The sequence below is a fragment of the Streptomyces sp. NPDC004031 genome, assembly GCF_053604375.1.
The window spans coordinates 35,494-62,407 of the sequence record NZ_JBSGHL010000042.1 but is presented as its reverse complement, the minus strand read 5'-3'; the positions used below and the strand labels follow the sequence as shown (position 1 = coordinate 62,407).

Here is a 26,914-nt window from a genome sequence, read left to right as displayed (position 1 = left end):
CAACACCAGTCGTATGCACGCGGCCGGTACGGACGGACGGACGACAGGCCCGCGGCAGGCGGGCCGGCTAGGGGCAGGACATCATGACGGCACAGGACGCCCACGGCGGGCAGCAGCGCCGCGACGGCCACGACGGCGCGACCGGCGGCAGCGGCGACGGTGACGGCGGCGAGACGGTCGCGGCCCTGCTGGCGCGCTCCCGCCGGCTCGGCGCCGACCCGCGCAACACCAACTACGCGGGCGGCAACACCTCCGCCAAGGGCACCGGCACCGACCCGGTCACCGGCAAGGACGTCGAGCTGCTGTGGGTCAAGGGCTCCGGCGGCGACCTCGGCACCCTCACCGCCGCGGGCCTCGCCGCGCTGCGGCTCGACCGGCTGCGCGCCCTCACCGAGGTCTACCCCGGTGTGGAGCGCGAGGACGAGATGGTCGCCGCCTTCGACTACTGCCTGCACGGCCGCGGCGGCGCCGCCCCCTCCATCGACACCGCCATGCACGGCCTGGTCGGGGCCGCGCACGTGGACCACCTGCACCCGGACTCCGGCATCGCGCTGGCCACCGCCGCCGACGGCGAGCGGCTGACCCGCGAGTGCTTCGGCGACCGCGTGGTGTGGGTGCCGTGGCGCCGCCCCGGCTTCCAGCTGGGCCTGGACATCGCCGCGATCCGCCGGGACAACCCGCAGGCCGTGGGCTGTGTCCTCGGCGGGCACGGCATCACCGCGTGGGGCGACACCAGCGAGGAGGCCGAGGCGAACTCGCTGCACATCATCCGCACCGCCGAGGCCTTCCTCGCCGAGCACGGCAGGCCCGAGCCCTTCGGCCCGGTCCTGGACGGCCACGCGCCGCTGCCCGAGGCCGAGCGCCGCGAGCGGGCCGCCGCACTGGCCCCGCTGATCCGCGGCCTGGCCTCCACCGACGCCCCCCAGGTCGGCCACTTCACCGACTCCGAGGCCGTCCTCGACTTCCTGGCCCGGAGCGAGCACCCCCGGCTGGCGGCGCTCGGCACCTCCTGCCCCGACCACTTCCTGCGCACCAAGGTCCGCCCGCTGGTCCTCGACCTGCCGCCCGCCGCCCCCCTGGAGGAGGCCGAGGCCCGGCTGCGCGAGCTGCACACCGCCTACCGCGCCGACTACGCCGCCTACTACCAGCGGCACGCCGTGCCCGAGTCGCCCGCGATGCGCGGCGCCGACCCGGCGATCGTGCTGGTGCCCGGCGTCGGCATGTTCTCCTTCGGCAAGGACAAGCAGACCGCGCGCGTCGCCGGGGAGTTCTACGTCAACGCGATCAACGTCATGCGCGGCGCCGAGGCGGTGTCCTCGTACGCGCCCATCGAGGAGTCGGAGAAGTTCCGCATCGAGTACTGGGCGCTGGAGGAGGCCAAGCTCCGGCGGATGCCGCAGCCCAAGCCGCTGGCGACCCGGGTGGCGCTGGTGACCGGGGCGGGCTCCGGCATCGGCAAGGCCATCGCGCACCGGCTGGTGGCCGAGGGCGCGTGCGTCGTCGTCGCCGACCTGGACGCGGGAAGCGCGGCCGCCGTGGCGGACGAGCTCGGCGGGCCCGACCGTGCGGTGCCGGTCACCGTGGACGTCACCGACGAGGCGCAGATCGCCGCGGCCTTCCACGCCGCGGCCCTCGCCTTCGGCGGCGTGGACCTGGTGGTCAACAACGCCGGGATCTCGATCTCCAAGCCGCTGCTGGAGACCACCGCCCGGGACTGGGACCTCCAGCACGACATCATGGCCCGCGGCTCCTTCCTGGTCTCCCGCGAGGCCGCCCGCGTCATGCTGGCGCAGGGGCTGGGCGGCGACATCGTCTACATCGCCTCCAAGAACGCCGTCTTCGCCGGTCCCAACAACGTCGCCTACTCCGCCACCAAGGCCGACCAGGCCCACCAGGTGCGGCTGCTGGCCGCGGAACTGGGCGAGCACGGCATCCGGGTCAACGGCGTCAACCCCGACGGCGTGGTCCGCGGCTCCGGCATCTTCGCCAAGGGCTGGGGCGCGCAGCGGGCGGCGACCTACGGGATCGACGAGAGCGAACTCGGCGCCTTCTACGCCCAGCGCACCCTGCTCAAGCGGGAGGTGCTGCCCGAGCACGTGGCCAACGCCGTCTTCGCCCTGACCGGCGGGGAGCTGAGCCACACCACCGGCCTGCACATCCCGGTGGACGCGGGTGTCGCCGCGGCCTTCCTGCGCTGAGAGGTCCCCACCCGTGCCCTCCCCTTCCCCCGCGGCTTCCCCCGTGGCCTTCGCCGCCGCCGACCTCGGCGCCACCAGCGGCCGGGTCGTCGTCGGCCGCGTCACCCGCGACAGCCTCGCGTACGAGGTCGTGCACCGCTTCCCGAACACCCCCGTCCGGCTCCCCGACGGACTGCACTGGGACGTGCTCGGCCTGCACCGCGAGGTCGTCGCCGGCCTCGGCAAGGCGCTGCGTCAGACCCCGCTCGCCTCGGTCGGCATCGACTCCTGGGCCGTCGACTACGGACTGCTCGACGCCGACGGCGCCCTGGCCGGCGCCCCCTTCCACTACCGCGACCGGCGTACGGAGGGCGTGCCGGAGCGGGTGTGGGAGGCGCTGGACGCGGCCGAGCTGTACCGCGTGACGGGTTTGCAGCACCTGCCGTTCAACACCGTCTTCCAGCTCGCCGCCGCCCGCGGCACCTCCGCCCTGTCCAGGGCCCGGCATCTGCTGCTGCTCCCGGACCTGCTCACCCACTGGCTCACCGGCAGCATCGGGGCGGAGGCCACCAACGCCTCCACCACCGGCCTGTACGACGCGCGGGCCGCCGACTGGTCGCCGCCGGTCCTGGCCGCGCTCGGACTCGACCCCGCGCTGCTGCCGCCGCTGCGCGACCCCGGGGACCCGGCGGGGGTGCTGCTGCCGCACGTCGCCGAGGAGGTGGGGGCGGCGGGGCCGCTGCCGGTCACCGCGGTGGCCTCGCACGACACCGCCTCGGCCGTCGCGGCGGTGCCCGCGCAAGGGGACGGCGCGGTCGCGTACGTCTCCTGCGGCACCTGGTCGCTCGCCGGGCTGGAGCTGGAGCGGCCCATCCTCACCGAGGCCGCGCGCGGCGCCAACTTCACCAACGAGCGCGGCATCGACGGCACCGTGCGCTTCCTGCGCAACATCATGGGCATGTGGCTGCTGGAGGAGTCCCGCCGCACCTGGGCGCTCCAGGACGGTACGGCCCCGGGCCACGAGGAACTCGTCGCGCGGGCCGCCGCCGCGCCCGCCTTCGCCGCCGTCATCGACCCGGACGACCCGGACTTCGCCGCGCCCGGCGACATGCCCGCCCGCATCGACGCGTACTGCCGCCGCACCGGCCAGCGCCCGCCCGCCGACCGCGGCTCGCTCGTCCGCACGGTGCTGGAGGCGCTGGCCCTGGCCCACGCCCGCACCCTGCGGGCCGCCGCCCGGCTCGCCGGGCAGGAGATCCGCACCGTCCACCTCGTCGGCGGCGGCGCCCGCAACGACCTGCTGTGCCGGCTCACCGCCGACGCGACGGGCCTGCCCGTGGTGGCGGGCCCCGTCGAGGCCACCGCGCTGGGCAACATCCTGGTCCAGGCCCGCGCCCGCGGCCTCGTCCACGACCGCCACGACCTGCGCCGCCTGGTCGCCGCCACCCAGCCGCTGCGCCGCTACGAACCCTCGGGCCCGCGCGGCCCGTGGGACGCGGCGGCCGCCCGGCTCGGCCTCGGCCTCGACTGACCCGGACCGCCCGCACCACCGCGACCACCCCCGGAAGGACAACCCCCTGTGCGCGTCGCCCTGTTCGCCACCTGCGTCAACGACGCCGTGCTGCCACGTGCCGCCATCGCGACCGTCCGGCTGCTGGAACGGCTCGGCGTGACGGTGGACTTCCCCGCCGCCCAGTCGTGCTGCGGCCAGCCGCAGTTCAACACCGGCTACCGGCGGATGACCGAGCCCCTGGTGCTGCGGATGGCGCGCGCCTTCGAGGGCTACGACCACGTCGTCACCCCCTCCGGGTCCTGCGCGGCCATGGTCCGCGAGAACTACCCGCGGATCGGCGCCCGCGCGGAAGGCGAGGGCCGCGGCCCCGAACTCGCCGCCGCCGCGGGGGAGATCGTGCCCCGGGTACGGGAACTGACCGAATTCCTGGTCGACGTGCTGGGCGTCACCGACGTCGGCGCGTACTTCCCGCACCAGGTCGCCTACCACCCCTCCTGCCACGGCCTGCGCACCCTCGGCCTCGGCACCCGGCCGCTCGCCCTGCTCGGCGCCGTACGCGGCCTGGAACTGGCCGAGCTGACCGGCGCCGAGGAGTGCTGCGGCTTCGGCGGCACCTTCGCCGTCAAGAACCCGGACGTCTCCGCGGCCATGGGCGCCGACAAGGTGCGCAGCGCCCTGGACAGCGGCGCCGACGTGCTGTGCGGCGCCGACAGCTCCTGCCTGCTGCACCTCGAAGGCCTGCTGCACCGGCAGGGCGCCGCCCTTTCGGCCGTGCACCTCGCGGAGATCCTCGCCGCCACCGAAACCGACCCCTGGAGCCCCGCATGAGCGGTACGTACCTGGGCATGCCGGCCTTCCCGAAGGCCGCGAAGACCGCCACCAAGGACGCCGGGCTGCGCGCGAACCTGCGGCACGCCACCCACACCATCCGCGACAAGCGGGCCCGCGCCGTGGGCGAACTCGACGACTGGGAGGAGCTGCGGCAGGCCGGCCGCCGGATCAAGGACCACACCCTGCGCCACCTCGGCACCTACCTCACGCAGTTGGAGGGCGCGGTCACCGCCGCCGGCGGCACCGTGCACTGGGCCGCCGACGCGGACGAGGCCAACCGGATCGTGGCCGGCCTGGTGCGGGCGACCGGCGAGACCGAGGTCGTCAAGGTCAAGTCGATGGCCACACAGGAGATCGGCCTCAACGCGGCCCTCGCCGAGCAGGGCATCACCGCCTACGAGACGGACCTCGCCGAGCTGATCGTCCAGCTCGGCGACGACCTGCCCTCGCACATCCTGGTGCCCGCGATCCACCGCAACCGCACCGAGATCCGCGACATCTTCGCCACGAGGATGGCCGAGTGGGGCCGCCCCGCCCCCGACGGCCTGACCGACCGGCCCGCCGAACTCGCCGAAGCCGCCCGGCTGCACCTGCGGGAGAAGTTCCTGCGGGCCAAGGTCGCGGTGTCCGGCGCCAACTTCATGATCGCCGAGACCGGCACCCTCGTGGTCGTCGAGTCCGAGGGCAACGGGCGGATGTGCCTGACGCTGCCCGAGACACTGATCTCCGTCGTCGGCATCGAGAAGGTGCTGCCGCGCTGGGAGGACCTGGACGTCTTCCTCCAGCTGCTGCCGCGCTCGTCCACCGCCGAACGGATGAACCCGTACACCACCATGTGGACCGGCACCACGCCGGGCGACGGCCCGCACGACTTCCACCTCGTGCTGCTCGACAACGGCCGCACCGCCACCCTCGCCGACGACGTGGGCCGCCAGGTGCTGCGCTGCATCCGCTGCTCGGCCTGCCTCAACGTCTGCCCCGTCTACGAGCGGGCCGGCGGCCACGCCTACGGCTCCGCCTACCCCGGCCCGATCGGCGCCGTCCTCACCCCCCAACTGCGGGGCACCCAGAGCGAGGTGGACGCCTCACTGCCCTTCGCCTCGTCGCTGTGCGGGGCCTGCTACGAGGTGTGCCCGGTGGCCATCGACATCCCGGAGGTGCTGGTGCACCTGCGCGAGCGGGTCGCCGAACAGCCCGGCCACCGCGCCGAGCGCGCCGCGATGCGCGCCGCCACCTGGCTGCTCGACCACCCCGCCGCCCTGGCCGCCGCCGAACGCGCGGCCTCCGCGACCCGCGGCCTGCACCCGCGCTCCCTCCCGCTGCCCGGCCCGGCGGGCGCCTGGTCCGCCGAACGCGACCTGCCCCGGATGCCGGCCCGGCCCTTCCGCGCGTGGTGGCGGGACCACGCCGCGTCCCGTGAGGAGCAGACCCCGTGACCAGCAGCCGTGACGCCATCCTGGCCCGTATCCGCGAGGCGACGCGGAACGCCCCCGACCCCGCGATGCCGCCGACGGCGGGCGGGCCGCCCGCCGCTCCGCCCGCGGCGTCCCCGGAGAGCCACCGCGCCCTCGTCGCCCTGCTCGCCGAGAACCTCGCCGACTACCGCGCCCACGTCCACCACGCCGCCGAGGCCGAGGTGCCCGCGGTGGTGGCACGGCTGCTCGCCGCCCGCGCGGCGCGCAGCGTCGCCGTGCCACCCGGGCTGCCCGCGGGCTGGGTCGCGGCCGCGGACGGCGTCGAGGTCCGGCAGGACACCCCCGAGCGGCCGCTCACGGCCCTCGAACTGGACGGTGTGGACAGCGTGCTGACCGGCTGCCGGGTGGCCGTCGCCGTGACCGGCACGATCGTGCTGGACGCCGGCCCCGACCAGGGCCGCCGGGTGCTGACGCTCGCCCCCGACCACCACATCTGCGTCGTCCGCACGGCCACCCAGGCCGTGGCCACGCTCGCCGAGGCCCTCCCGCGCCTGACCCCCACCCGCCCCCTCACCTGGATCTCCGGCCCCTCCGCCACGAGCGACATCGAACTCGACCGCGTCGAGGGCGTCCACGGCCCCCGCACCCTGGACGTCATCCTGACCGACTGACCCCCCGCGGTGACGGCACCGGCCGGGCGGCACCAGCGCCGCGCACCCTCAGCTCCCGTCCGGCTCTCCCTCCGTCCGCTCCCGGTCGGGCGGCCCGGCAGCCGAAGGGCCGTGGCTGCTGTGGCTGCCGTGGCGCAGCTCGTCCCGCACCCGCCGCCAGGCCCGGATGATCGGCGGCACCTTCGACAGCACCTCGTCGATCTGCGTCAGCAGCAGGGTGAGGCAGCCGAACGACGCGAGAACGAGGAGGGTCACCTGATCCCAGCTCATGGCGCGACCCCCGCTAACCGAGCACGCCGTGAGCAGCGAGCCAGTCGAGGGCGACCACTCCCAGCCGGTCCGGCGCCTGGAGCAGCGCGCTCTCCACGGCACGGAGATCGCCCAGCTGCGGGGGAGCGGACTGCCGGTCCAGCGCGGCGAGACGCTCCAGCGCGGCATCGACGACGCCGGGCCAGCCGGGCATGCCGAAGTGGTGCGAGGCCTTGAAGACGGCGGTGAACGCCCGGTGCAGCAGGGCGTCACGCCACCCCTGGCGGCGCATCAGGTTCTCGGTGATCCAGACCTGCTCCTCGACGTTCCGGACGAAGTCGGCCACCGGTCCGCTCGCGGCCCGCAGCGTGAAACGGGAGCCGCCCGCCCACGGGAGGTCCGGATCCGAGGCGACGACCGTGAACGCGCCCAGCCGGTCCGGCCCGCCGTCACGGGCGGCGGCGAGCGCCTTGCGGGCCCGCCGGTACAGGTCGGCGCCCTGCGCGAGGACGTCACCGGCGCCGGGCCCGCCGGGCGCCGCGCGGATCGCGTCGAGCGGTTCGCCCAGCAGCGCATCGGCGGCCAGCCCGGCGGCCGCCGCGCTCAGCAGGACCTCCTCGTCCCCGGCATCGATGCCGAGATGGGCAAGCGCGGCGGAAGCCTGCTCCTCCAACCCGGGGAACAGCGGCGGCGGTTCCTCGGGCGGTGGCGCGAGAAGCGCGGCGAGCCGCGGCGACAGGGGACCCGGACCGGGCACCTCGATGCTGACGTCGTGCTCCAGCAGGTCCTCGAACACGGCGTCCGGCCCGCAGTCGATGTGCGTCGTGTCGTGCCGCCCCGAGCAGCCCTCGGGGCACTCCAGCTCCTCGCACATCTCCGGCTCCGCGGGCTGCGCCTCGTTGACCAGGTGATAGGCGAGCCTGTCGGCCACGGCGCCGCGGGCGGTGATCATGGCGCCGCTCAGCAGCATCTCCGCGTGCGCCAGCGGACGGTCCTCACGGTCGACCGAGGGCGGGGGCTCCGGGGTCCCGGGGATCCAGGTGTGGGCCGACTCCAGCGATATCGACAGCCACGCGATCCGCGACGCCGGGACCTCCTCGTCCCCGGCCAGCTCGGCGACCTCCTCCGCGGCCCGCCGGACCGCGTCGAGCCGGGCCATGTGGTGCTCGCGCACCGACTCCCAGGACTCCGACTCCTTGCGGACCTGCTCGGCGCTCCGCACCAGCGCGGCGTCCCGGGTCTCCCGCGCCCGCCCGACCAGGCGGCGCAGACACGGCAGGCACGCAGCCAGTCCCGCGTCCGGAGCCGGACCCAGCGGCCGGGCGCCGAGATCCCGGCCGAACGGGGCACCGCACACGCAGCAGTCCAGACCGGCCAGCTGCCGGCTCATCGGTGCGGCGGGCACGGCGGCGCGGATCGTGCTGTGCGCGTAGACAGGGATGTGCACGGGGCGAACTCCTCGGGGTGACGTGCTCCGCTGGTGTCCTCACCATGCTCACCTGGGAGTTCAGCGGCTAGTCAGAAAGCGGGGCGCCGGGCGCCGAACTTGACGGAAGCTGACGGCGCCGGACGTCGCAGCGGCGAAACTTGACACCCGGCCGGAGCGTTCACCGGCCCTGAGCGAGGAGGAGCCAGGTGGCGGACACCCCCAACGGGTCACGGCCGGAAAGCCTGCACCCTGAACTGGCCGAGGCGTTGCAGGAACTGCACCGGGCGGCGGGCGAGCTGAGTTTCCGCAAGGTGAGCACGCTCATCCGCGAACGGGAGGACTCGCTGTCCGGCCCCAGCCACGAGACCGTGCGCTCCTCGATCAGCGGAAAGCAGCTGCCGCGCTGGGAGACGGTGCACGACATCGTCATGGTCCTGGCGGGCCTGTGCAGCCCCCCACGCCCCGAGGAAGCCGAGGTCGGACGGTTCCTGCTGCTGTGGCGCGCGGCCCGCGAGGGGGAGAAGGGCGCCCGGAAGTCGTTCCGGGAACTGGCCAACGGCGGCTGGGGCGGCGAGGACGGCACGTGGACGCCCGAGATGGTCGCGGGTCTCCTGATCAACCCGTTCAGCGCCGTCCAGATAGCCCCCGGCCTCGCCGTCCCGCACGAACCGATCATCTCCGAGGACGAGTGGATCCGCGCGATGGAGAAGCTCATCGAGGAGGACGGGGCCGAGTACGCGCTGAGGATCCTGCTGCACACACTGAAGGGCGACTACATCGGAGCCACCGAGGGCACGCCGTTCGGCTACCAGGACCTGGACCGTGAGGCGATGGACGCGTACGCGGCCTTCCAGCACGGCTGCCGGGAAGCGCGCCGCCGCCTGCGGGCGGAACCCAACCTCCTCGCGGAGTCCATCCGCGCGATGCGGGCCGACGAGACGATGGACCGCGACGACCGGGCGCAGATGCTGGAGAACGAGTCGGATCTGAGCCTGATGCGAGAGATCATGATCGTGACCCCCGACACCTGGGACGACGTCTCCGAGGAGGCCCACCACATGGTCCTCGGCTACCTGATCCGGCAGATAGGCCCACCCGGCCCCCTCAGCCTGCCCGACGCGGACCGCTTCCCCATCCTCTGGCGCGTCCCCGAACCCTCCCCGCCGCCCGCCGCCGCCCCGGGCGAAGGGACGGCGGGCACCGGACCGTCTCCGGCTCAGTAGCGCAGGACGGCCGCGACGCCGCCCGCGGCGAGCAGGGTGTCGTCGGGGACGAAGAGCACCTCGGACCCCGCCTCCACCGCGTTCTCCACGAGCTGCTCGACGATGTCGGTGGCCAGGCCCTCGGTGTCGGCGGGGGCCTGCGCATCGCGCCGCGGGTCGGGGAGCGTGACGGGCTCCGGGTAGGGCTCGACGGCCAGTTCGCGGCCGTCGTCGGTGATGTGGCCCGCCACCGCGAGGCTGTCCTCGACCACCAGCAGCTTCACGCGCTTGTCGGCGGTCGCGGTCCATACCTCCTGGGGGCCGCCCGCGTACTTCTGCTGCGCGCCCGCCGTGCCCAGGTCCTCCAGGACGTCTGCCACCTGCCGGTCGTGGAAGTCCCGAAGCAGCGGCTCGACCCGCTCGGCCAGGACGGACGCCGGGTCGTTGTCCATGCCGGTCAGCGGGAGGGTGCCGGCGATGCGGCCGCGGTGGGAGGTGAGGCCGGTGAAGACCGACAGTGCCTTCTCGCTGCCGACGACGAACAGCGGCGCGCCGTGGTGCTCGTCCAGCACCGGCGTCAGCCGGGCGTCCACCGTGCGCAGATACTGCTTGACCCGCTCGCCGTGGCTCTCGTACGGGGCCGCGTGCGGGATAGGCCCGGGGAGGGCGTCCTCCGGTGACGGGATCTGCGGGGCTTCGGGGAAGCCGTGCCGCGTCACCTCGACCAGCTCGCGTACCGAACCCTGGTAGAGCCGGCACGTGCCCTGGTCGAGGACGAGCACGAGGTACGGCCGGGCGCGCTGCTCGGCTGCCACCGCGTACCGCGTCAGAAAGGCCGTCGCGAACTCCACCCGCGGTACGACCGCGGGCGAGGTCAGCTGCCACAACTGCACCGGCTCGCCTGCCGCAGCGTGTACGACGAGCGCGCCCGCGGGGTGGAAGGGCGCGCCCGCCTCCTCGATCGCCTCCGGGTCCAGGATCCGGTCGCGCAGCTCCAGCCGCGCCTCGCGGGGGACCTCGGGGTCGTCCGCCAGCTGCCTTCTGGCCTGCACGACGAGGTCGCGCAGCAGGATGCGGTCCTTCTCGCCGAACGGGCGGTCGGGATCGGTCGGCATCGCCAGCGTGATCGCGGGATAGGGCCGCGGCCTGCGCAGGCCGTCCAGGGTCTCGGGGGTCAGATCGGACGTGTGCACCATGCCACCTTCACTGGTTTACGGCGACTTTTCGGGCAGCTGGGCGGGCTCTACGGGGCCCAGTGGCCGTTCGGTCCGCGGCGCTCGCGCGGCTGCTGCCGCTTGGCCTGGACAGGGTCCGTGGGCTGCCGCTCCGCATGCGGGATCTGTGTGTGGAAGTAGAGCTGCTTCCCCTGCCCCCGCGCTCCCAGACCGTGATGGCCCTTGACCGGAGAGTTCTTGCGCATGGCCCTCAGCTCCTCAGCGGGCTTCCTCGCGTACGGGGAGCCGAGCTGACGGGCACCCCGTCTCTTCCCTTCACGCTACGCCGTAGCCGCGGGTGGTGCGACATGGCCGCGGGTCGTCATGGCACCTAAAATGATGATGTACAGGGGCCTTTCGCCTGCGCCTACCTTGTACCTACCTTGCACCTACGGATGACGCGCCGGTGAGCGAGGGGAGCAGCCATGGCACACCACCACAAGTCCAACCGCGCGGTCGAGGGCGACCCCGACACGGGTCACAGCCGCGGCCTGCCGGAACGCCCTGACGCGGACCGCCTGCAGACGCGTACCGAAGCAGACCGCCGCGCGGTGGCCGGCGCGGAGCCTTCCTCCGCCGAACAGGCCGCCGCGGACGGCGACATCGCCGCCTGGACCCGCCGACTCCGCAGCGAGGCCCCCGCCCTGCCGCCCGAGCAGGCGCAGAATTTCGTCCACGACCTCTACTTCGGCGCCCAGCGCGCCCTCGACCGAAAGGTCTGGGAGGCCGACTTCGAACGCGACGAGTAAGGGCTGTCCCATCCGACGTTCCCCTCGCACGTGAGGCGTGAGGGTGTGGACGGGCGCGCAACGACAAGAGCCTCTGAGCCGCGGTTTCGCAGCTCAGAGGCTCTGTAGTGGCCCCTCGGGGAGAGGGGCCGAGGTCCCGGTTTAGAGGTCGAAGTAGAGCTCGAACGTGCCTCTGACCTGCACGTACGGGCTAGGGAGGTGGGGCCGTTTCACATCCAATGCACATTCGGCGGTCTTGACGATGGGCTGTGACGAGAAGCGCTGAGCGGCGATGAGAGCACCGTGACGATTGCGATCGTCGGCCGCTACGCAGGGTCCTGGAGGTGTGCCGCGGTTGCTCGCGTGGACGGGGCTCGTCGTTCAGCGAGGGGGGACGCCGTACGGCCGGTAGCGGGGTCGGTGCTGTGGGGGGCTATTGCCGGATCCACCCACGACACTAGCTGGGTGTCCCCGGCCCACCATCCGACCCGCACTTGCTTCTGGTAGGACCCGCGACAGCCGATGCGGTGGAGAATCATCAAGGCCAGGTAGTGCCGGGATAGCCGCTCGCCAGGGGGTGACGCAGCCCGAAGGTGGTCCTCACCGCGAAAGGGGAGGTCTCTGTTGGCTGACCTCCCCAGGGTTCGCGTGGCTACTAGCCGGCGACCGAATAGTGCGATGCAAGGGTGTGATCGCCCCCAAAGGGGCAAAACCTCACCTGATCGGGCAGGGGCGGAGCTCCTGGGCTTGGCGCCCACAGGTTCACCGCGTCGAGGGTGCCTTCGCTGGCACCGGCAAGGGGCACTCCCCGCTCGGCCGTCTGCGGTGCAGAGCGGTATTGGTGCCCGAGCCGCTCCTGGACGTACCCGCCGACGCGCCGGTCGTCGTCGGAGCCAACGGTTCGCCTTCCTCAGCGGCGGCGGTGGACCTCGCCTTCGCCGAGGCCGACGCGGCGCCACGATCGTGGGCGTAGCTGGACGTGACCAAGCCGACTACGTGTGAGGCAAGTTCCGCCAGAACACCACGCTGTTGCTCGCCGAACAGCTGGCAGGTCACAGCCGCCGCTACCCCGACACCAGGGTGCGCGAGGAGATCCTGACCGGCTGCCCGGCGGCATTGCTCGCGTCCGCGGCCCGTTACGCCCGCCGCCTTGTGGTAAGCCGCAACGGCCGCGGCGGATTCCTCGACCTCCTCCGCGGTGGTGAACCTGAAATGCGCGCCGACGCATCCCACTCCACCGTTCGGGTTCCGTTCCACCCTGCGAGGGAGGCGGCTGCGGTGCCGCGCGTGGCTCGCGCGACACCGACGACGGCCGAGCGGATGGGGGAGTACAGGATCAGGTACCGGGGCTCAGGGTGTACAGAGCACGATCGTCCACACCGAGGGCTCGCATCAGCTCAGTGGTGGGGATGCGATACCGATTGCCGATTCGAAGGACCTTGCAGGGGAAAGCATCCTGCCTGGCGAGGCGGTATGCGGTCGTCAGGCAGATGCCCAGCGCGCGGGCCGCGGTCTGAATGTCGACCACCACAGGGAGATCGAACGCCTCCATGAAGCTCAGCGGACCGCACGTGTCGGCGCTCATCGGGTCCCTGCCCGGCGGCGCCGGTACCCGCCGGCCAGATGGCGGTCCACCGGCCCGGGTCGGCACTTGGCCCTTTGGTCGCACTCTGCCGCCTTGGTGAGCATCGTCAAGGCCTGCCGACCCAGGCTCTCGCGGGAAACGGTGAAACGCAATTGCGCCCGCAGCCCGTCAGTGCCCTCGTGCCGGGTGACCTCGACTTGGAGTTGCCGCGGCTGCTCAGGGTCCGGCAAATCGTCGCGCGGCACGGCATGGTCGTCCGCGAGGTGTTCCAGGGCAGCCGAGGCAGTTTCGCGCGCGCTGGCCCTGGCGAGGCGCCATGCTCGGCTGCGCACGGCCTTGAGCAGGTCGTCCATCGTCGGTGGCTCGTCGCTCCGCAGCCCCTCCAACAGGCCGAGGACCATTTCTGCCTCCACGTCAGCTCGGTCGGCGCGCAGTCGGTGGCTGATCCGGTATGCGGCGCCGGTCAGTCTCGGCAAAGCGAACCAGATCAGTAGCAACCCCCACATCTCGGATGGCTCGGACTCCTCCCGTGCGCCGTTCAGGGTCGCCTGCCAGATCGGAGCGGCCAAAGCCGGATCCGGAGTTGGCCCGTAGAGGGCCTGGTGTGCCTGGGCAGGCGTCAGCCTGACCGCCGCACCGTCGTCCGTGATTACGGTCAGTCGGACCGCCTCCGCGACTCGGGGATTGTCGAAATACTCTGCTACGGCAGCAAACACGCTGCTGGTGCCGGCAACGGTCAAGGGTCAGTCCTCTCCTGCCGCCCGCTTCGACGCGGACCTGTTGCTGAGTGGTACCGAGTGCTACGCAGTGGTAGCGAGTGCCAGCCCGTGAACTTGATGGGCCGGATCGGTAAAGAGACCGAGAGGCCCTACCGAGGGGTGCCCACCCGAAGACGGGCACCCCCGACGAGGGTCAGAGCTCCGGCGGCGCCGGGTTGTCCGCAGCGGGCTCGGGCAGTACGGCCGGAGGCAGCGGCAGCTCCTTCTCACGGGTGCGGCGCTTGGCCGTCGGCGGCATGCCGCCGGAGGTCCGCTTGGCGCGCCCGCCCCGGCGGGCGGGCAGTCGGTTACTCAAGGGTTCGTCCTTCCTGGTCCCGGGACTTCCGGGACCGATCCGTCGTCGCCGGGACCGGCGAGCACGTGACGCCATGTTGCCCAGCGGGCCCACATCCGGAGGGGAGGAGAACTGAGGAATCTCTGAGTTCGATCTGAAGGGGGCGCAAAGGAGCACAACTGTGTAAACGGGCACCCGGATACGCACAGATCTCTATGGTGTCGAAGCTGTGAGCCGGGATGGTCTCCGCGAGGTGGAGGAATCGAACGTGGATGGACGTGTGCTTGGCGTGGTGTCTGTCGGGCCGTCGGGTCCTGCTGATGGCCCGACGGTGATGGGAACCACCAAGCCCGCAGCTCTGTTTGCGTTACTGCTGACCTCGCCGAACGGTCGGTGCCCAGTACCCGATGTGTTCGACTGCCTCTGGCCTGGGCAGGTCTTCGCACGCAGTCGGCTGGACCAAGCGATGCGGGTGCTGCGCAAGGCGCTGGGAAATGCGCTCTTCCTGCGCACGGAGTGCGGTGTGTGTGTCATTGATCCACCGAGGGACCAGATCGATCTCTACCGTTTCCGTGATCTGTTGGCCAGTGCCGAACGGCTGCTGGGGAAGGACCGGTTCAACACCATCTCCGCTGCGATGGCTCAGTGGCCGCAGGAGACAGGACCACTGAGCGGACTGACGCAGGAGTGGGCGGTGGCGCGCCGGGCAGAGCTGCGCCAGGAATGGCTGGCGGCGTTGCGGGCCCAGTTCGAGGCTGCTCAACGGGCGGGTCTGAATGAGTGGTTGCGGGCCGAGACGGACCGTTTCTATCGCGAACTGACGGATCAGCCGTGGCTGTTCACGTATTACCTGAGGCAACACGGCAGTTCGCTGTCGCCGACGAGACTGGAGAAGGAGATCAAGCGTTGGATCGATAACTTCAAGCGGCCGAGTGAGGATCTGCAGGAGATCATCGGCCAACTGCGCGGAAACCGCGCGACTCCACACACCGTCCTGCGCTATGTGCCGCGTCAGCTGCCGCCGCAAGGACGGCCGGCACTCGGTCGGAGAGGGGTGATCCGCGAGGTAGTGGAGACGGTACTGCGGCAGCAGGAGTGCGGTCGGCCCTCCACAGTGGTTATCGGTGGCATGCCCGGGATCGGCAAGAGACTGGTGGTGAACCTCGCCGCGCACCAACTGCAGCATTCGTTCCCGGACGGGACTCTCTACGCAGACCTCGGCGGCATCGCAGGGAGAGGGGAACAGCCTGCTGACCCCGAGTATGTCATCGACCGGTTCCTGGCGGAGTTCCCGCTGCCTACCTCGCCGGTCGGACTGGCTCAGAAGAGCGCGGCACTGCGTTCGGTGCTGGCGAACCGGTCCGTGCTCATCGTGCTGGACCAGGTCTGGGACGACCAGCAGGTGCTGCCGCTGCTGCCCGGTACTGGGGCCAGCGCGGTACTGATCGCAAGCAGCCGGCGTTTGGAGGCGCTGCGAGCCGGCCAGCGGGTGACGGAGTGGACTCTCGGCGAACTGGATCACGAGGCCGCCACAGCCCTGCTCCATGAGTACATCCCTCTGGCTGACCGTCGAAAGGCCAGTGAGGAGATCAAGGAACTGGTCAAGTTCTGCGACGGTCATCCGTTGGCGCTCACTGTGGCGGTCCAGCGGCTGGACGGCCAGGCATATGCGGCGATCCAGAACCTGCACCATCAGCTCAGGAAGGAGGAAGAGCGACTGGACGCCCTGGACAACCCTCGGTCCCAGCTGTCCGTCCAGGCGGTATTGGCGTGCTCGGTGGATGCCCTGTCCGAGGAAGCCCGCTGTCTGCTCTGGCAGCTTGCCGTGCACCCAGGGCCGTCGATCGGATGGGCGGCGCTGCTGGACCTCGGTATGGCGGCTGGCGGACTGCACACCGACCGGGCGCTGGAGGAGTTGCGGGCGGCGCACCTGGTGGAACTGCTGTCAGGCCGTTACCGGGTGAATGAACTGGTGAGGACTTTTGCCCGCCTTCGTGTGCAGCCTGTCGCCCTGGCCCCGGGGGCCGGGTTCGAGGAAGCCACTGTTCGGCAGATCCTGGAGCACCAGTTGCAGAATGCCTGGGCCTGCGACCGGTGGCTGGACGAGCAGCGGTGGCTGCCGGTCGGCGAGCCACAGCAGATCACGGTGGTCCAGCCAGAGGGTGTGGACCACGCGCTGGCCTTGATCGAGGAGGAGTACGACACCTTGGTGCGCGGCATCGAGTTGTCGATCGCGCGCGGCCTTTCGCGCTACACCTGGCTGTTGCCGATGGCCCTGGTCACCTACCAGTGGCGCCGCCACCGATTCGAGGACGCTCAGCGATTCCTTGCTCGGGCTGCCGAGGCCGCGCAGCAGAGCGGCGCGCCACCGGTCGACCAGGCCATGATCTGCCGGATGCGCGCAGGGACCAGCTGGCATCAGGGCCACTTCAACCTGGCGGCCAACCAGTTCCTCGGGGCGGTTCGACTGAGCGGCCATGACCCCAGCCAGGTCGGCAAGCTGAGCCTGGCTCGGTCGCTCCATGCGCTTGCGCTGGCCCGGCGCAAGCAGGGCCGGGAGTCCGAGGCGGAGCGGTGCGAGCGGTCTGCGCTGGAGGTCTACCGGGAGCTGGCCGACGAAGCCGGGACGGCGGCCGTGTTGAACGGCCTGGGCACACTCCACCACGACCGGGGCGAGCACGAGGAAGCCCTCAGGCTCTGCACCGAGGCGCTCGCTCTGGTCCACGGGACGGCGGACCGGAGCGGCGGCGCCGATGTGCTGCGCACCCTGGCAGGAATTCGCTTCGCCCTGGGTGAGCAGGAGCCGGCCTTTCTGCTGTTCCAGCAGGCGATCGAGATCTACCGCGACCTCGGTTCGTGGATCGGCGAGGACCGGGCACTCTGGCTGTACGCCGACACGCTGGTGGCGGCAGGGCAGCCGGTTGATGCGGTGGTCGTCCTGGAACGGGTACTGGTGCTGCGCGAGCAGATGGGCGGTGCGGGCCTCACCGAGGTGCGGGACCGGCTGGAGTCGCTGCGGTGACGGCCACGGGGCTGATTGCCTCACCACTTGGGTGGGTGAGTCCGGTAGTACTCCGTCGGGTCGGGTTCGAGTGGTTTCACCGGCCGAGGACCGTTCACCACCGGCAGGTAACAGCGCAGGGAGTCGAACACCTCGCGCACCGAACCGGGGCGGTTCTCCGGCGCAAGCTCGACCATGGCCAGGGCGAGCGCCTTGAACGGGTCCGGTACCAGGGCGAGTCGATCTGCCGTCATGACGATCGGGCGGCGGGCTGTCTTCCCGGCTCGTGTCCCCTCGTAAGGAAGGCACATGACCGTGAGCTCCAGAAGCAGGCAGCCGAGGGAGAAGATGTCTGCCTGCGCGGTCACTCCGGCGGTGGTCGCGTCGAGCTGTTCAGGGGGCGCGTATTCGATCGTGCCGCACCCGTACCGGGTGCCCTGACGAGATCGGATTGCGAGGCCCAGGTCGATCAGCCGCACACGTCCGGAGTGCTCCACCATGACGTTTTCCGGCTTCACGTCGCGGTGGACGAACCCTTTGCGGTGGACGTCGTCCAGGATCTCGCAGAGTTGGCCGATGAGCGAGGCCACCGTGGCCGGCTCTCTGACCGGCCGGGATTTCGTCATCATGTCGTACAGCAGGACGCCGTCCACGAATTCGAGAACGATGCCGCGGCGGGCTCGATAGTCGCCTATACCGAACAACCGCAGCGTGCCGCTGGGGCCGGGGGAGAGCAGGTGGTTGTAGGCCCCTTCGCGGGTGATCTCTTGTGCGAGCTCGGCGAATCTTTGTTCGGATTCGAACTCCCGCTTCCGCTGGAGCTTGACGGCCACCCGTTCGTGGGTGCTCCGGCTCCGCCCTAGATGGAGGTCACCCTGGGCGCCACCGCCGATCTGTTCGAGCACCTCATAGTGCTCCTCGATGTCCCCGAAGTTTCTGAATTTCCTTGCCATCAACTGTCTTCCTGTGTGAGCTGAGGTCATTGTGTCCGAATCATGGCTTCCCCCGGAGGGGGTTCGCCGAATGTCCCGCCGCGTCAAGGTGTCCGTAGGCATGTTCAAGGGCGGCGATTTCCGCTGCCCGGCAGCCGACGCCCTCAAGGCGCGCGGCTACCGGACCGTTCCGACGATTCGCCGCCCTCGGGAGCGGCTGGAACAGTTCGCCCTCGGCCCGTTCATGGCAGCCTGCGACGCTCGTCTTCGGACCGGTGGCGAGCCGGTCGAGCTGTCCTGGGAAGCGACGCCGAGCCATGACGGCTTGCGGCAGTGGACGACACACGCACTGGCGAGCTACGACACCGCTTTCCCGACGGACCCTGACCTTCCGCTGTCGGAGGTGCAAACGCCTTGGTGCTACAGCCACTTGGCGACCGAAACCGAGTCGCGCGACGGCGGCGAATACCAACTGTCTGTCTGGGGCCGGTGCTTACAGTCCGATGACGGCACAGTGCGAGAACTACGGCTTCCGGTGAACCGGCTGAGCAAGAAGCCTCCCCCGGACAGCTTCGTCGCGGCAGCGGCTCTTGTGCTCGCCGAGGGCGCTCCCGGGCCTACCCCACAACGCGTGAGGATCGTCGAGTTCGCCTTGCTGGACGCGCAGGTCCGTCCGCTCTTCGACGGCACCAGGGAGGAGGCGTTGGTTGCTTACCGGACCTATGGGCGGGCGGCACTGAACGAACTGCTGGACAGCCAGGAGTATCGCCCAGGCGCTGCCTGCGCGGACTGCGCGTACGCGTCCGTATGTCCGGTGCTGCGGCGTGCACCCGGCCTGCTGGGGATGGAGGAGCGAGGGCGTACCCGGCGAGTGTGGTCGGTCACGAACGGCCGGAACTACCGCGTCTGCCCGGCCCGTGATCAGATGCGTCGGCTGCACCTGCCGCTTGCCGACGAGGTGGAGCATTCCGTGGTGACCGAGCGTGGTCGGGCTCTGCACGCATATCTCGCCGAGCGGCACGGCGACGGTCCACCGCGTCCGTGCACCGTCATGGTTCCGGAGCAGTGGGTACCCGAGGAGTTCGAGCTGCCCGAGCACGAGCGCGCGCTCGGCGTCATCCTGCTGCGCAGGCATGCCGCGGTCTGCCCGATGCGTCTGGTCCGCGACGCCACCGATGTGCGCAGTGAGCCACGGGTGGTGCGCTATGACACCGCTGCCGAGGTGGTGGTGGTCGCCAAGCCTGATCTGCTCTATCGGGACAATGGCGCCTGGGTATGGCGCGAGACCAAGACGTCGCAGCGTGAGTGGCGTGCGAACAGCCCGTTGCTGGAGCAGCATCCGCAACTGGCCCTGGCCACGTTGCTGCTTGCCCGTGGCGATCTGGGAGGCACAGCGGGCCAGGCCCGGATCGAGCTCGAGGTGCTCCGACCAGGCGGAGCGGACCTGGAGACCATCGACCCGTTCGTCCCCGAGGTGCAGGCCGCCGCCAACACGATCGTGCGAGGGCTGGTCGACGGCTGGCTGCGGGACGAGGAGTATCCGGCGCGCCCCGGACCATCCTGTGCTCGCTGTGAGACGGCACGCTGGTGCTCTTCCGGGGCTGCCTCCGGGGTGGGCCGATGACGCGGGACGGGGCCGTGCTCTTTCGTGAGCTTGCCAAGGTCGTGGCTGACTTGGGGGAGGAGACGGGACTCAGATCGTTCCAGTTGCCGTACCCGGCCGCCGCGCAGCTGGCACTGGACCGGGCGGTACTGCGTTGCCTGGACCTCGGTATCGCCGCGCCGAAGAGCCTGCCGGAACTGCTGCAGTGGTGCCGCTACAAGCCGGCCGATGACCCGTTCTTCGCGGTCCCGGACACGCTGGTTCTCCCTGACACCAGGTTGGTGCATGGGGAAGGCCTGCTGCCGTCGCGTAGTTGTGCGGAACTGGCGTCAGCCGGAACGGATGACGGCCCGGAGGAGACCGCCCGGAGACTCCTGGCCGAGCTGGCCGGCAGGTGCGGTCCGATCGAGCGGTTCCACCGCAGCCGGCAGTTCCTGGCGCTCAACCCCGTGATCCGCCGGGACGACCCTTTCGGGCCCGATTGGAGCAGGGAGATCTGGTCCCGCGTGAAGGACTTCTACCGCCCGGTACCGGAGAGCCTGACCGCCGGAGGCACCCTGTTGTGCTGCGGCAGCTGTCGGTTGCCGGCCTTGCTGGACGGTGGCCGGGTACCGGACCGGGGCGCGCCGGTCTCCGGGCCGAGCACCTGGTGCGAGGGAGAGAACTGCCCGCACGGGACCCCGATGGAGTTGATCCGCAAGCCGGGCGACGTCCTGCTGCTGCGCAAGCCGTTGCGGATCTACCTCTCGCTCCCGTTCCGACTGGAGCTGGCGGTGCTGGGTGAGCTCGACCGTGCGGGCATCAGCCACCGGGCATTGACCGGCGAGCTGGCCGGCTACCAGCTCCGAGACGACGACTTGGCGGTTCGTCAGGTGTACATCCGCGACCGGGTCCAGCCCTCGCTGCTGGCGGAGAGATTCACCGGCGACATGGAGCCGGCCCTGGTGGTGGTGCCAGAGGCGCTGGCCGGGTCCGTCGGCTATCGAACGGCATTCAATCAGATGACGTCTTCTTCGGATCGCATTCAGCTGACCGGGCCGGCCGATCTCGTCGCCCGGCTGTGCGAAGACCGCGCTCCCGATCGATCCGCGACGCAGGGAGAGCAGGTTGCGTAGTCTGACGCCGGTATTGCACGAGACAGTACGGGAACTCCAGCGGTACAGCGGATCGCCGTTGCCCACCCCGACGGCGGAGTTCCTCTGCCAGGTCGAACTCGGCCTGTACCTCCAGCAGCAGCTGATGCCGGATTCTCCGGCGGGCGAGGCCTGGGTGCTCTTCAGCGGGTACGGGTTCGCCAAGGCATACGGGATCCTGCTCCCGCCGGATGCCGAGCGGACTCTCAGGGTTGCCAGGTATTCGCTCTGGACCCTGGCAAGACGCCGGGCCTGGCGGGAAGCTCTGGACCGCTATCAGCGGCTGGCCCAGGCGCTGCGCGGCTACGACGTGACGCTCGTCGACTCTGCGGCGGTCCGTCAGGAGACCTGGGTGGGGAAGCAGCGGTGGCAGGCCTACGACCACCTGCTGACGGCGGCTCCTCCGTTGGCTGGCCGCAGGCGCCCGGTCGCCGGCTCCGGGCCCCATGCCTTCCCCGTCGGCCGTACGTTGGCGGTGGTCGACCTTCCGGAGGTCACGCCGACCCCCTTGGTGGCGCACGATCTGGACCTGATCCCGGCAGGCGGGGGCGAGCCGCTGACTTTCCGAAGGGCGGAGCTGGCCCGCACCGCAGCCGCCATGGATGCCGAGGACCGACGCCGGGGCGAGCTGAAAAAGGCCACCTGGGCCGAACGGTTGCGGGGATTCGATATGTCGATCGCGGAACTCGGTACGTTCCGCCAGTCCGACGAGTTCACCGTGGACGGGATCCAGCACCTGCTCGGCATCGTGGGAGCGGGCAAGAGCACGCTGCGGGACATCATCGCGGTCCACCTGGCACGGCAGGGGAAGCGGACCACCGTCGTGGTCCCCGACGTGGCCGAGGTGTTGAAGCTGGTCGAGCTCTACAACCGGTACACCGACGGCGCTGCGGCGCCAGTGCTCGGCTCGTCCGGGCGGGAGCGCCACGCGCAACGCCTGCACCGCAGGCTGGCCGGCCGTGGTGAGCATCGGCTACTGGCGCACGACGACCCGGCCTTCGACTACCTGGGGACGTCCTGTGTGCTGAACCTCAAACTGCGTGGCGGGACGGGCGAGCCACTCGCGTATGGCGAATCGCCGTGCAGCCGGTTGCGCCGGCCGGCCGATCCGCGGCGCCAAACCCGGCGCGTCCGCTCCACCGAGTGGCAAAGAGAGTTCCTGACCTGCCCGTACTGGTCCGCCTGCCCCCGGCACCACGGTCCGCGAGCCTTGGTCGGAGCTGAAATCTGGGTCGCCACCCTGCCCGGCCTGATCGATTCCGCGCCGCCGTACCCGCAGAACGGAGAACGCATTCGCTTCCTCGAACTCGCCTGCCGGCGCAGCGATCTGGTGATCATTGACGAGGTGGACCGGGTTCAGATGCATCTGGACCGGATCTTTGCTCCGGCGGTGCTGCTGGCGGCCGACGAGGAGCGGGGACTGATCGACCAGCTGAGCCGGCACAAGATTCGCGAACTCGCCGCCGGCGGCCGGACTCAACTGTCCGACCGGGACGTGGAGATCTTTTGCGCCGCGGTCAACACGGTGGTAGCGGCCACGGACCGCCTGCACGCAATGCTGGTGGCCGAGTTCCCCCTGCGTCGCTGGGTGGGCCGCGGGTACTTCAGCGCCTGGACGCTTCAGTTGAACATCCTCAACGAGCGCTTCGCGCTGCCCGAAGACGCGGCGGCGGACCATCCACACCGTGTCCTGCTGGAGAAAAAGCAGAAGTTGCTGGAGGCTTTCCGCGACAATCCGTTCGGCGATCGCCACCGGTACTCCGAGGTGAACACCTCGGACTTCACAGTGCTGCTCAACGAGGTATTGCACACTGGGAATCCGGAGCAGACGCGGACGCGGCTGCTGACCTTCGTGGACAAGTTCCTCCAGTTGGACAAGACATTCATGGCGGAACGCGAGGAGCAGCACAAGAAGCAGTTCGAGCAGTGGAAGGAGAAGGAGGAACTGCGGAAGCACAGGCCACGCCGAGGTAAGCGGGTTGCCAAGGAGGTTCCGCCACCTCAGACGCCCGAGCAGTGGCGTGACAGTATGGCCGATCGGTTTGAACTCACCCTGCTGCTCAGCGCACTGGAACCCCGGTTGGCCTTGATCAACGCCATGTACCCGCGGGTCGAAGCCGCACTCAGCCTGGGCTTCAACGACATGTACCGGCGCCCCAACGACTACGCCCCGATGGTCCCGGAAGCACCGATGGGCAACGTGCTCGGATTTCAGTTCTTGGTGCATGGCCAAGACGGCGAAGGTGTTCGGAGCGGAGAGCTGACCTTCTTCCGATGCAGCGGGGTCGGCCGTGAACTGCTACGGGCCATGCCCGGTTTGGCCGGGGTGGACGGTCGACCGGGCGCACACGTACTGCTCATGTCCGGGAGTAGTTGGGCGGGCCAGTCCAGCCGCTACCACGTCCAGATCCCTGTCGGCGTCGTGATCGAGCCACCGTCCAGGGTGATGGACCAGATCGCGGCCGAGAGCACGATGCGCTTCGAATTCATCGACGACGGGCCGGGGAAACTGCGCGTCTCGGGCAGCGATCCGGCCGACCGGCCGGACAAACTGCGGCGCATCGCGACCTGGCTCGGCGTTGGAGCAGAAGACATCGAGGACGGTGGTCCACTCGAACAGGAACTGCTCTCACTCCCGCCGGAACGCGATCAGATCCTCCTTCTGGTGGGCAGTTACCAGGAGGCGCGCTTGGTGGCGGACACGCTTCACAACCTCAACGAGCGCTGGCGCCACAAGGTGCTCTGCCTGGTCTCGGACGACGACGAGATCGAAGAGGAGGACGAAGCCCCCTCCGCTCAACGGGCGCGGACGCTGCGTCGCGGCGACGTCGAACGTCTACGGGATCTCAAGGCGGACATTCTGGTGGCGCCACTGCTCTCGGTCGAACGCGGGCACAACATTCTCAACCGCCGGGACGAGGCGGCCATCGGGTCGGTCTACTTCCTGGCCCGCCCGAACCCGCACCCCGACGACCTGTCGCTTGCGGTGCACGCGGTCAACGACTGGATCGTGCGCGCACAGGCTGACGGGCTGTTCGGCGAATGGGTGCGCCGGGGGTCCAGCCTGGAGGAGGGCGCCGAGGCGGTCCGAAAGGAAGCGAGGTCCTGCTGGTACCGGGTGCTGCAGCGGTCCATGGCGTGGAGCCGGCTTGAGGAGGACCGAGCACAGGTCACCTGGGACATCCTGGTGCTGATGTGGCAGGTCATCGGTCGGCTCGTGCGGGGCGGGGTTCCGGCGCGGGTGGTCTTCGTGGACTCGGCTTTCGCCCCGAACCGTGCCTCCTGCCCGCCCGTCGCGGACACCTCGAAGTCCAGCCTGCTGCACAGCATCCTCGAGGTCCTCGACCCGTACTTCCAGGACGGTCTGCTGCCCGCCGGCGAGGAGTTCATCGTCCGCGCACTCTACCGACCGTTGTGGCGAATGCTTGGGCGCTGCCTGGCAGAACCTCTGCCACCGGCCTGAGGCGACGTCGGTGTGGCCGTTCTTCTCTCTCTACCCCATCCCTCCCACGAGGAGCATCGAGGAGCACCGTCATGTACCACGCCATCCGTACCGTGGCCTACGAACCGGACCCCGAACACGGGGCATGGTTGGAGAACCTGCACGTTCTGCGACTCGGCGACGAGTTGCAGAACGAATTGACGAAATATCACAAAACCGCGCGTGGTGAGCACCTGCAGCTTCCCCTCGGCCGGCTCCACTCCCTGCTTCGCGCCTGGGCGCCCGGCGTGCTGGCCATCGACCACCACGCCGGGCGCGACGGTCGCCTGCTCCGGCTGTATGCGCGCGAACCTGTCCCGCAGCAGGTCCTCGCGCCGCTGATCGGCACGTGGGCCGCAGGCCTGCCCAGTGGCGAGGAGGACGAAGCGGTCGATCTGGAGCAGGCATTGCAGGCCGGAGCGAAGGGGAGTGGGGTGGTCCTGCCCAGTTGGGAGACCGAGCACGTCGATCTGACTGAGACGGTCGTTTCGCCGGGGGGCACCGCAGAGCCCCTGAGCCGGCTCTACCGGCTGCTCCCGGAGGCGGTGGCTTTCCGGCTGGCCGGCTCCTCCTTCCGCGCGGGCGGCATGAACCTGCGGTTCCGGGTCGTCAGCACGGGTACCGGCGGCGTCGAGTTGCTCTCCTGGCCGCCGTTGCGGTACGAGCACCGCAAACAGATCTGGTACTACTCGGCCCAGCTGACCGTCAGCGTCCACACGGTGCCATTTGCCCGGCGGTTCCGGGTCCACGTCGCTGCTGGAGTACGTCGCTGGGCCACTCGGCTGGACATTGCGCGACGGAGACTGAGCGGCGCGACCGTTCTGCTGGACACTCCGCTGCCGTGGCCCGAGGGGCCGGACCGCGGCTACCGGTTGATGGTCAACACCCTCGGGTACGACTGGGGCACCAGGCAGCTTGCCTGGAAGCGTCGCAGTCCTGTGCTGCTCCTCTCCGACTTGGACATCACCCGCCGGTTCCCGGAGCCGGAGCAGCTGTTCACTGCCCCCGAGAAGTGGCTGAACGGGAAGCAGGATGTTGCCGCCGGAATCGTGTACCACCAGGTCCTCGGCCCGCACGAGGTCGGGGCCGGTCTGATGCCGCAGGAGCGCGCGGGACTGGACGCCTGGGTGGAGCAAGGGCTGCGGCCCGTTCTGCGCCGGGTCAAGGACTTGCGCCGCGTCACCCGGCGGAACACCCCCGCTCTGCTGCCGCGCACGGGCGCGAAGGACGAGCCGGGCAGTAGGGAGGCTCAGCTGGCCCTGGTACGCCGAGCGGCGCTTGGCCGTGCCCTGGACGGCCGGTCGCTGGAGGTGGAGATCCGGTGGCAGTCGGCACAGACCCGGGACGCTCTTCTCGCGGCGCTGCCGAAGGTCATCGGCCTCGGTCCGGGAAGCCGGAGTACCGGAGCAGACGGGACCAGTTGGACAGCCGACGGCGTGCGGATCGTCGTCCGCACCCGGCCGACCGGTGAGCTGGCGACCGCGCTGCACATTCCCACGGACCGGAAGCGCCGTCAGGCCGTCCGGCTGGCCGAAGCAGTCTCAGAGCGCTGTGACCTGGTCGCGGAGGCAGACGACGGGGATTCCGGCGGGGTCAGGTTGGTGCTGGCCGAGATCGACGGGAAGCAGCACTTCGACTCGGTGCCAGGCTCCGATCCCAAGCACGCGCTGCGCCTGGCGTGGGGGCGCCAGGGGAAGCTGACGCAGTTCATCACCCTTCCCGAGCCCGGGACAGCAGCTCTTGAGCATCGGGCCAACTGGGCGTGGCTGGATGCTTTCCGGCAACTCGGTGCGATCAGCCCGCCGACCCATAGGGCAGGTGGGGGGATCCCCGGAGACCTGCAGTATGCCGCTCTCTGGCTGGTGCGCTACACGAAGGACGGGCCCACCCGGTGCCCGGCTCGTCGCCTGGTCGCCGTGCGAGTCCGCGCCGACAGTGACACCGGAACAGTCGAAGGCTGGGACGCCGGACGGGCGGAGTGGGTGCCATACCCGAGGATGCTGCTCTCCCTCGTGGAGGCCGAGGCCGGCCGACCCGCGCCGACCGATCTGGAACGCGAGATCCGGACAGTCCTCTTCCAACTCCGTGACCGTCCCACCCTGTTGCTGGTCAATTCGGGGAACTTGCGGCAGTGCTGGCCGCGGCTGCGCAATGGCGCGCTGACCCGGGACATGCTCGGCTTCGGCACCAACCCGGACCAGCGCCTCACCGTCTACGGGCAGGACTTGCGAATGGTTCTGGTCCGCGACGAGAACGGGCGGGGCGAAGTGCCTGAGTGGTACGCCCACAACGAATCGGCCAGGATCGGGTTCTCCGAAGGCGTCTGGGCCTCGTCCGACGATCCCGACAACCGCGTCTTCGCCAGCACGACAGGCACTCCGCCTACGGCAGCGAAGCCGAAAGGCCTGATGAAGCTGACTCCGCCACCGGGAGGTCGTACCGTCCCCGGGGCAACGGCATGGAACCCGAAGCTCCTCGAAATCACCGTCCTGAGCTGCCGCTTGGCTGAAGCGCCAGTCGACTGGGCCACGTTGACTCACCAACTCCGTCACCACGACGACTATCCGCCGCTGGCCTACCCCCTCCCCCTCCACCTCGCGCGACTGGCGAAGGAGTATGTTCTCCCGCTCGCTCCGACGGACCGAGGGCCCACTGAGTGACGGGGGTGTGGCTCGGGCCGAGAGTGAGCTCGAAAAT

At 70.5% G+C, this 26,914-nt stretch carries 21 protein-coding genes; 13 read left to right on the top strand and 8 right to left on the bottom strand.

The window, feature by feature from the left end; genetic code table 11:
- The first annotated feature begins 83 nt into the window (after positions 1 to 83).
- The 5 genes from ACWERV_RS24930 to ACWERV_RS24910 are packed head-to-tail and all read left to right on the top strand — an operon-like array spanning position 84 to position 6,607.
- Complete coding sequence (locus ACWERV_RS24930; protein WP_452936814.1) at positions 84 to 2,198, top strand: bifunctional aldolase/short-chain dehydrogenase; 2,115 nt, start codon at positions 84 to 86, stop codon at positions 2,196 to 2,198.
- A 13-nt stretch (positions 2,199 to 2,211) separates the two neighbouring features.
- The gene (locus ACWERV_RS24925) at positions 2,212 to 3,708 is read left to right on the top strand and encodes a rhamnulokinase (RefSeq protein ID WP_452936811.1); all 1,497 of its coding nucleotides are present in this window, start codon (positions 2,212 to 2,214) and stop codon (positions 3,706 to 3,708) included.
- A 48-nt stretch (positions 3,709 to 3,756) separates the two neighbouring features.
- Positions 3,757 to 4,518: a (Fe-S)-binding protein gene (locus tag ACWERV_RS24920; protein ID WP_452936809.1), complete on the top strand. Its 762-nt coding sequence runs from the start codon at positions 3,757 to 3,759 to the stop codon at positions 4,516 to 4,518.
- Positions 4,515 to 5,957, top strand: a complete 1,443-nt coding sequence (locus tag ACWERV_RS24915; RefSeq protein WP_452936807.1) for a lactate utilization protein B — start codon at positions 4,515 to 4,517, stop codon at positions 5,955 to 5,957. Before ACWERV_RS24920 ends, ACWERV_RS24915 begins: the two co-directional genes overlap by 4 nt.
- On the top strand, positions 5,954 to 6,607 hold the full coding sequence (locus ACWERV_RS24910; RefSeq protein WP_452936804.1) for a LutC/YkgG family protein: 654 nt from the start codon (positions 5,954 to 5,956) through the stop codon (positions 6,605 to 6,607). The genes ACWERV_RS24915 and ACWERV_RS24910 overlap by 4 nt, the downstream gene beginning before the upstream one ends.
- A 48-nt stretch (positions 6,608 to 6,655) precedes the next feature.
- Here ACWERV_RS24910 and ACWERV_RS24905 read toward each other — a convergent pair whose 3' ends face one another.
- Together ACWERV_RS24905 and ACWERV_RS24900 are read right to left on the bottom strand one after the other, a co-directional pair.
- Positions 6,656 to 6,877, bottom strand: coding sequence for a hypothetical protein (locus tag ACWERV_RS24905; RefSeq protein ID WP_452936802.1), 222 nt, complete (start codon positions 6,875 to 6,877; stop codon positions 6,656 to 6,658).
- Between the two features lie 13 nt (positions 6,878 to 6,890).
- The gene (locus ACWERV_RS24900; protein ID WP_452936799.1) at positions 6,891 to 8,303 is read right to left on the bottom strand and encodes a hypothetical protein; all 1,413 of its coding nucleotides are present in this window, start codon (positions 8,301 to 8,303) and stop codon (positions 6,891 to 6,893) included.
- A 188-nt stretch (positions 8,304 to 8,491) separates the two neighbouring features.
- Between ACWERV_RS24900 and ACWERV_RS24895 the strand changes: the two genes are divergently transcribed.
- Positions 8,492 to 9,508, top strand: coding sequence for a hypothetical protein (locus tag ACWERV_RS24895; RefSeq protein WP_452936797.1), 1,017 nt, complete (start codon positions 8,492 to 8,494; stop codon positions 9,506 to 9,508).
- On the opposite strand, the gene ACWERV_RS24890 is transcribed toward ACWERV_RS24895, so the two are convergent.
- Together ACWERV_RS24890 and ACWERV_RS24885 are read right to left on the bottom strand one after the other, a co-directional pair.
- Complete coding sequence (locus tag ACWERV_RS24890; RefSeq protein ID WP_452936793.1) at positions 9,502 to 10,683, bottom strand: baeRF3 domain-containing protein; 1,182 nt, start codon at positions 10,681 to 10,683, stop codon at positions 9,502 to 9,504. The two genes, ACWERV_RS24895 and ACWERV_RS24890, sit on opposite strands and share 7 nt — an antisense overlap.
- Positions 10,684 to 10,730: 47 nt before the next feature.
- Positions 10,731 to 10,907: a hypothetical protein gene (locus tag ACWERV_RS24885; RefSeq protein WP_398190976.1), complete on the bottom strand. Its 177-nt coding sequence runs from the start codon at positions 10,905 to 10,907 to the stop codon at positions 10,731 to 10,733.
- A 219-nt stretch (positions 10,908 to 11,126) separates the two neighbouring features.
- Between ACWERV_RS24885 and ACWERV_RS24880 the strand changes: the two genes are divergently transcribed.
- Both ACWERV_RS24880 and ACWERV_RS24875 read left to right on the top strand, forming a co-directional pair.
- On the top strand, positions 11,127 to 11,450 hold the full coding sequence (locus tag ACWERV_RS24880) for a hypothetical protein (protein WP_452936790.1): 324 nt from the start codon (positions 11,127 to 11,129) through the stop codon (positions 11,448 to 11,450).
- Positions 11,451 to 12,270: 820 nt separating this feature from the next.
- A complete protein-coding gene (locus tag ACWERV_RS24875; protein WP_452936787.1) occupies positions 12,271 to 12,402 on the top strand; it encodes a hypothetical protein in 132 nt (43 codons plus the stop codon).
- A gap of 363 nt (positions 12,403 to 12,765) precedes the next feature.
- On the opposite strand, the gene ACWERV_RS24870 is transcribed toward ACWERV_RS24875, so the two are convergent.
- From ACWERV_RS24870 to ACWERV_RS24860, 3 genes are all read right to left on the bottom strand, one after another.
- Positions 12,766 to 13,014, bottom strand: a complete 249-nt coding sequence (locus tag ACWERV_RS24870) for a helix-turn-helix domain-containing protein (protein ID WP_452936785.1) — start codon at positions 13,012 to 13,014, stop codon at positions 12,766 to 12,768.
- Positions 13,011 to 13,754 (bottom strand): hypothetical protein, encoded by a 744-nt coding sequence (locus tag ACWERV_RS24865; RefSeq protein WP_452936782.1) that lies wholly within the window; start codon positions 13,752 to 13,754, stop codon positions 13,011 to 13,013. The genes ACWERV_RS24870 and ACWERV_RS24865 overlap by 4 nt, the downstream gene beginning before the upstream one ends.
- A 172-nt stretch (positions 13,755 to 13,926) precedes the next feature.
- Positions 13,927 to 14,088: a hypothetical protein gene (locus tag ACWERV_RS24860; RefSeq protein ID WP_452936779.1), complete on the bottom strand. Its 162-nt coding sequence runs from the start codon at positions 14,086 to 14,088 to the stop codon at positions 13,927 to 13,929.
- Between the two features lie 247 nt (positions 14,089 to 14,335).
- Here ACWERV_RS24860 and ACWERV_RS24855 point away from each other — a divergent pair, with 247 nt between their 5' ends.
- The gene (locus ACWERV_RS24855; protein ID WP_452936777.1) at positions 14,336 to 17,089 is read left to right on the top strand and encodes a tetratricopeptide repeat protein; all 2,754 of its coding nucleotides are present in this window, start codon (positions 14,336 to 14,338) and stop codon (positions 17,087 to 17,089) included.
- Between the two features lie 20 nt (positions 17,090 to 17,109).
- On the opposite strand, the gene ACWERV_RS24850 is transcribed toward ACWERV_RS24855, so the two are convergent.
- Positions 17,110 to 18,021, bottom strand: coding sequence for a serine/threonine-protein kinase (locus ACWERV_RS24850; RefSeq protein WP_452936774.1), 912 nt, complete (start codon positions 18,019 to 18,021; stop codon positions 17,110 to 17,112).
- A 100-nt stretch (positions 18,022 to 18,121) separates the two neighbouring features.
- Here ACWERV_RS24850 and ACWERV_RS24845 point away from each other — a divergent pair, with 100 nt between their 5' ends.
- The 4 genes from ACWERV_RS24845 to ACWERV_RS24830 all read left to right on the top strand — a co-directional run bounded on the left by ACWERV_RS24845 (position 18,122) and on the right by ACWERV_RS24830 (position 26,877).
- A complete protein-coding gene (locus tag ACWERV_RS24845; protein WP_452936772.1) occupies positions 18,122 to 19,624 on the top strand; it encodes a PD-(D/E)XK nuclease family protein in 1,503 nt (500 codons plus the stop codon).
- Between the two features lie 14 nt (positions 19,625 to 19,638).
- A complete protein-coding gene (locus ACWERV_RS24840; RefSeq protein ID WP_452936768.1) occupies positions 19,639 to 20,718 on the top strand; it encodes a pPIWI_RE_Y domain-containing protein in 1,080 nt (359 codons plus the stop codon).
- On the top strand, positions 20,711 to 24,199 hold the full coding sequence (locus tag ACWERV_RS24835) for a pPIWI_RE_Z domain-containing protein (RefSeq protein ID WP_452936767.1): 3,489 nt from the start codon (positions 20,711 to 20,713) through the stop codon (positions 24,197 to 24,199). The genes ACWERV_RS24840 and ACWERV_RS24835 overlap by 8 nt, the downstream gene beginning before the upstream one ends.
- Before the next feature lie 71 nt (positions 24,200 to 24,270).
- Positions 24,271 to 26,877 carry a pPIWI_RE module domain-containing protein gene (locus ACWERV_RS24830; protein ID WP_452936764.1) on the top strand — a complete coding sequence of 869 codons (2,607 nt, stop codon included), beginning with the start codon at positions 24,271 to 24,273 and terminating at the stop codon, positions 26,875 to 26,877.
- The last annotated feature ends 37 nt before the right edge of the window (positions 26,878 to 26,914 follow it).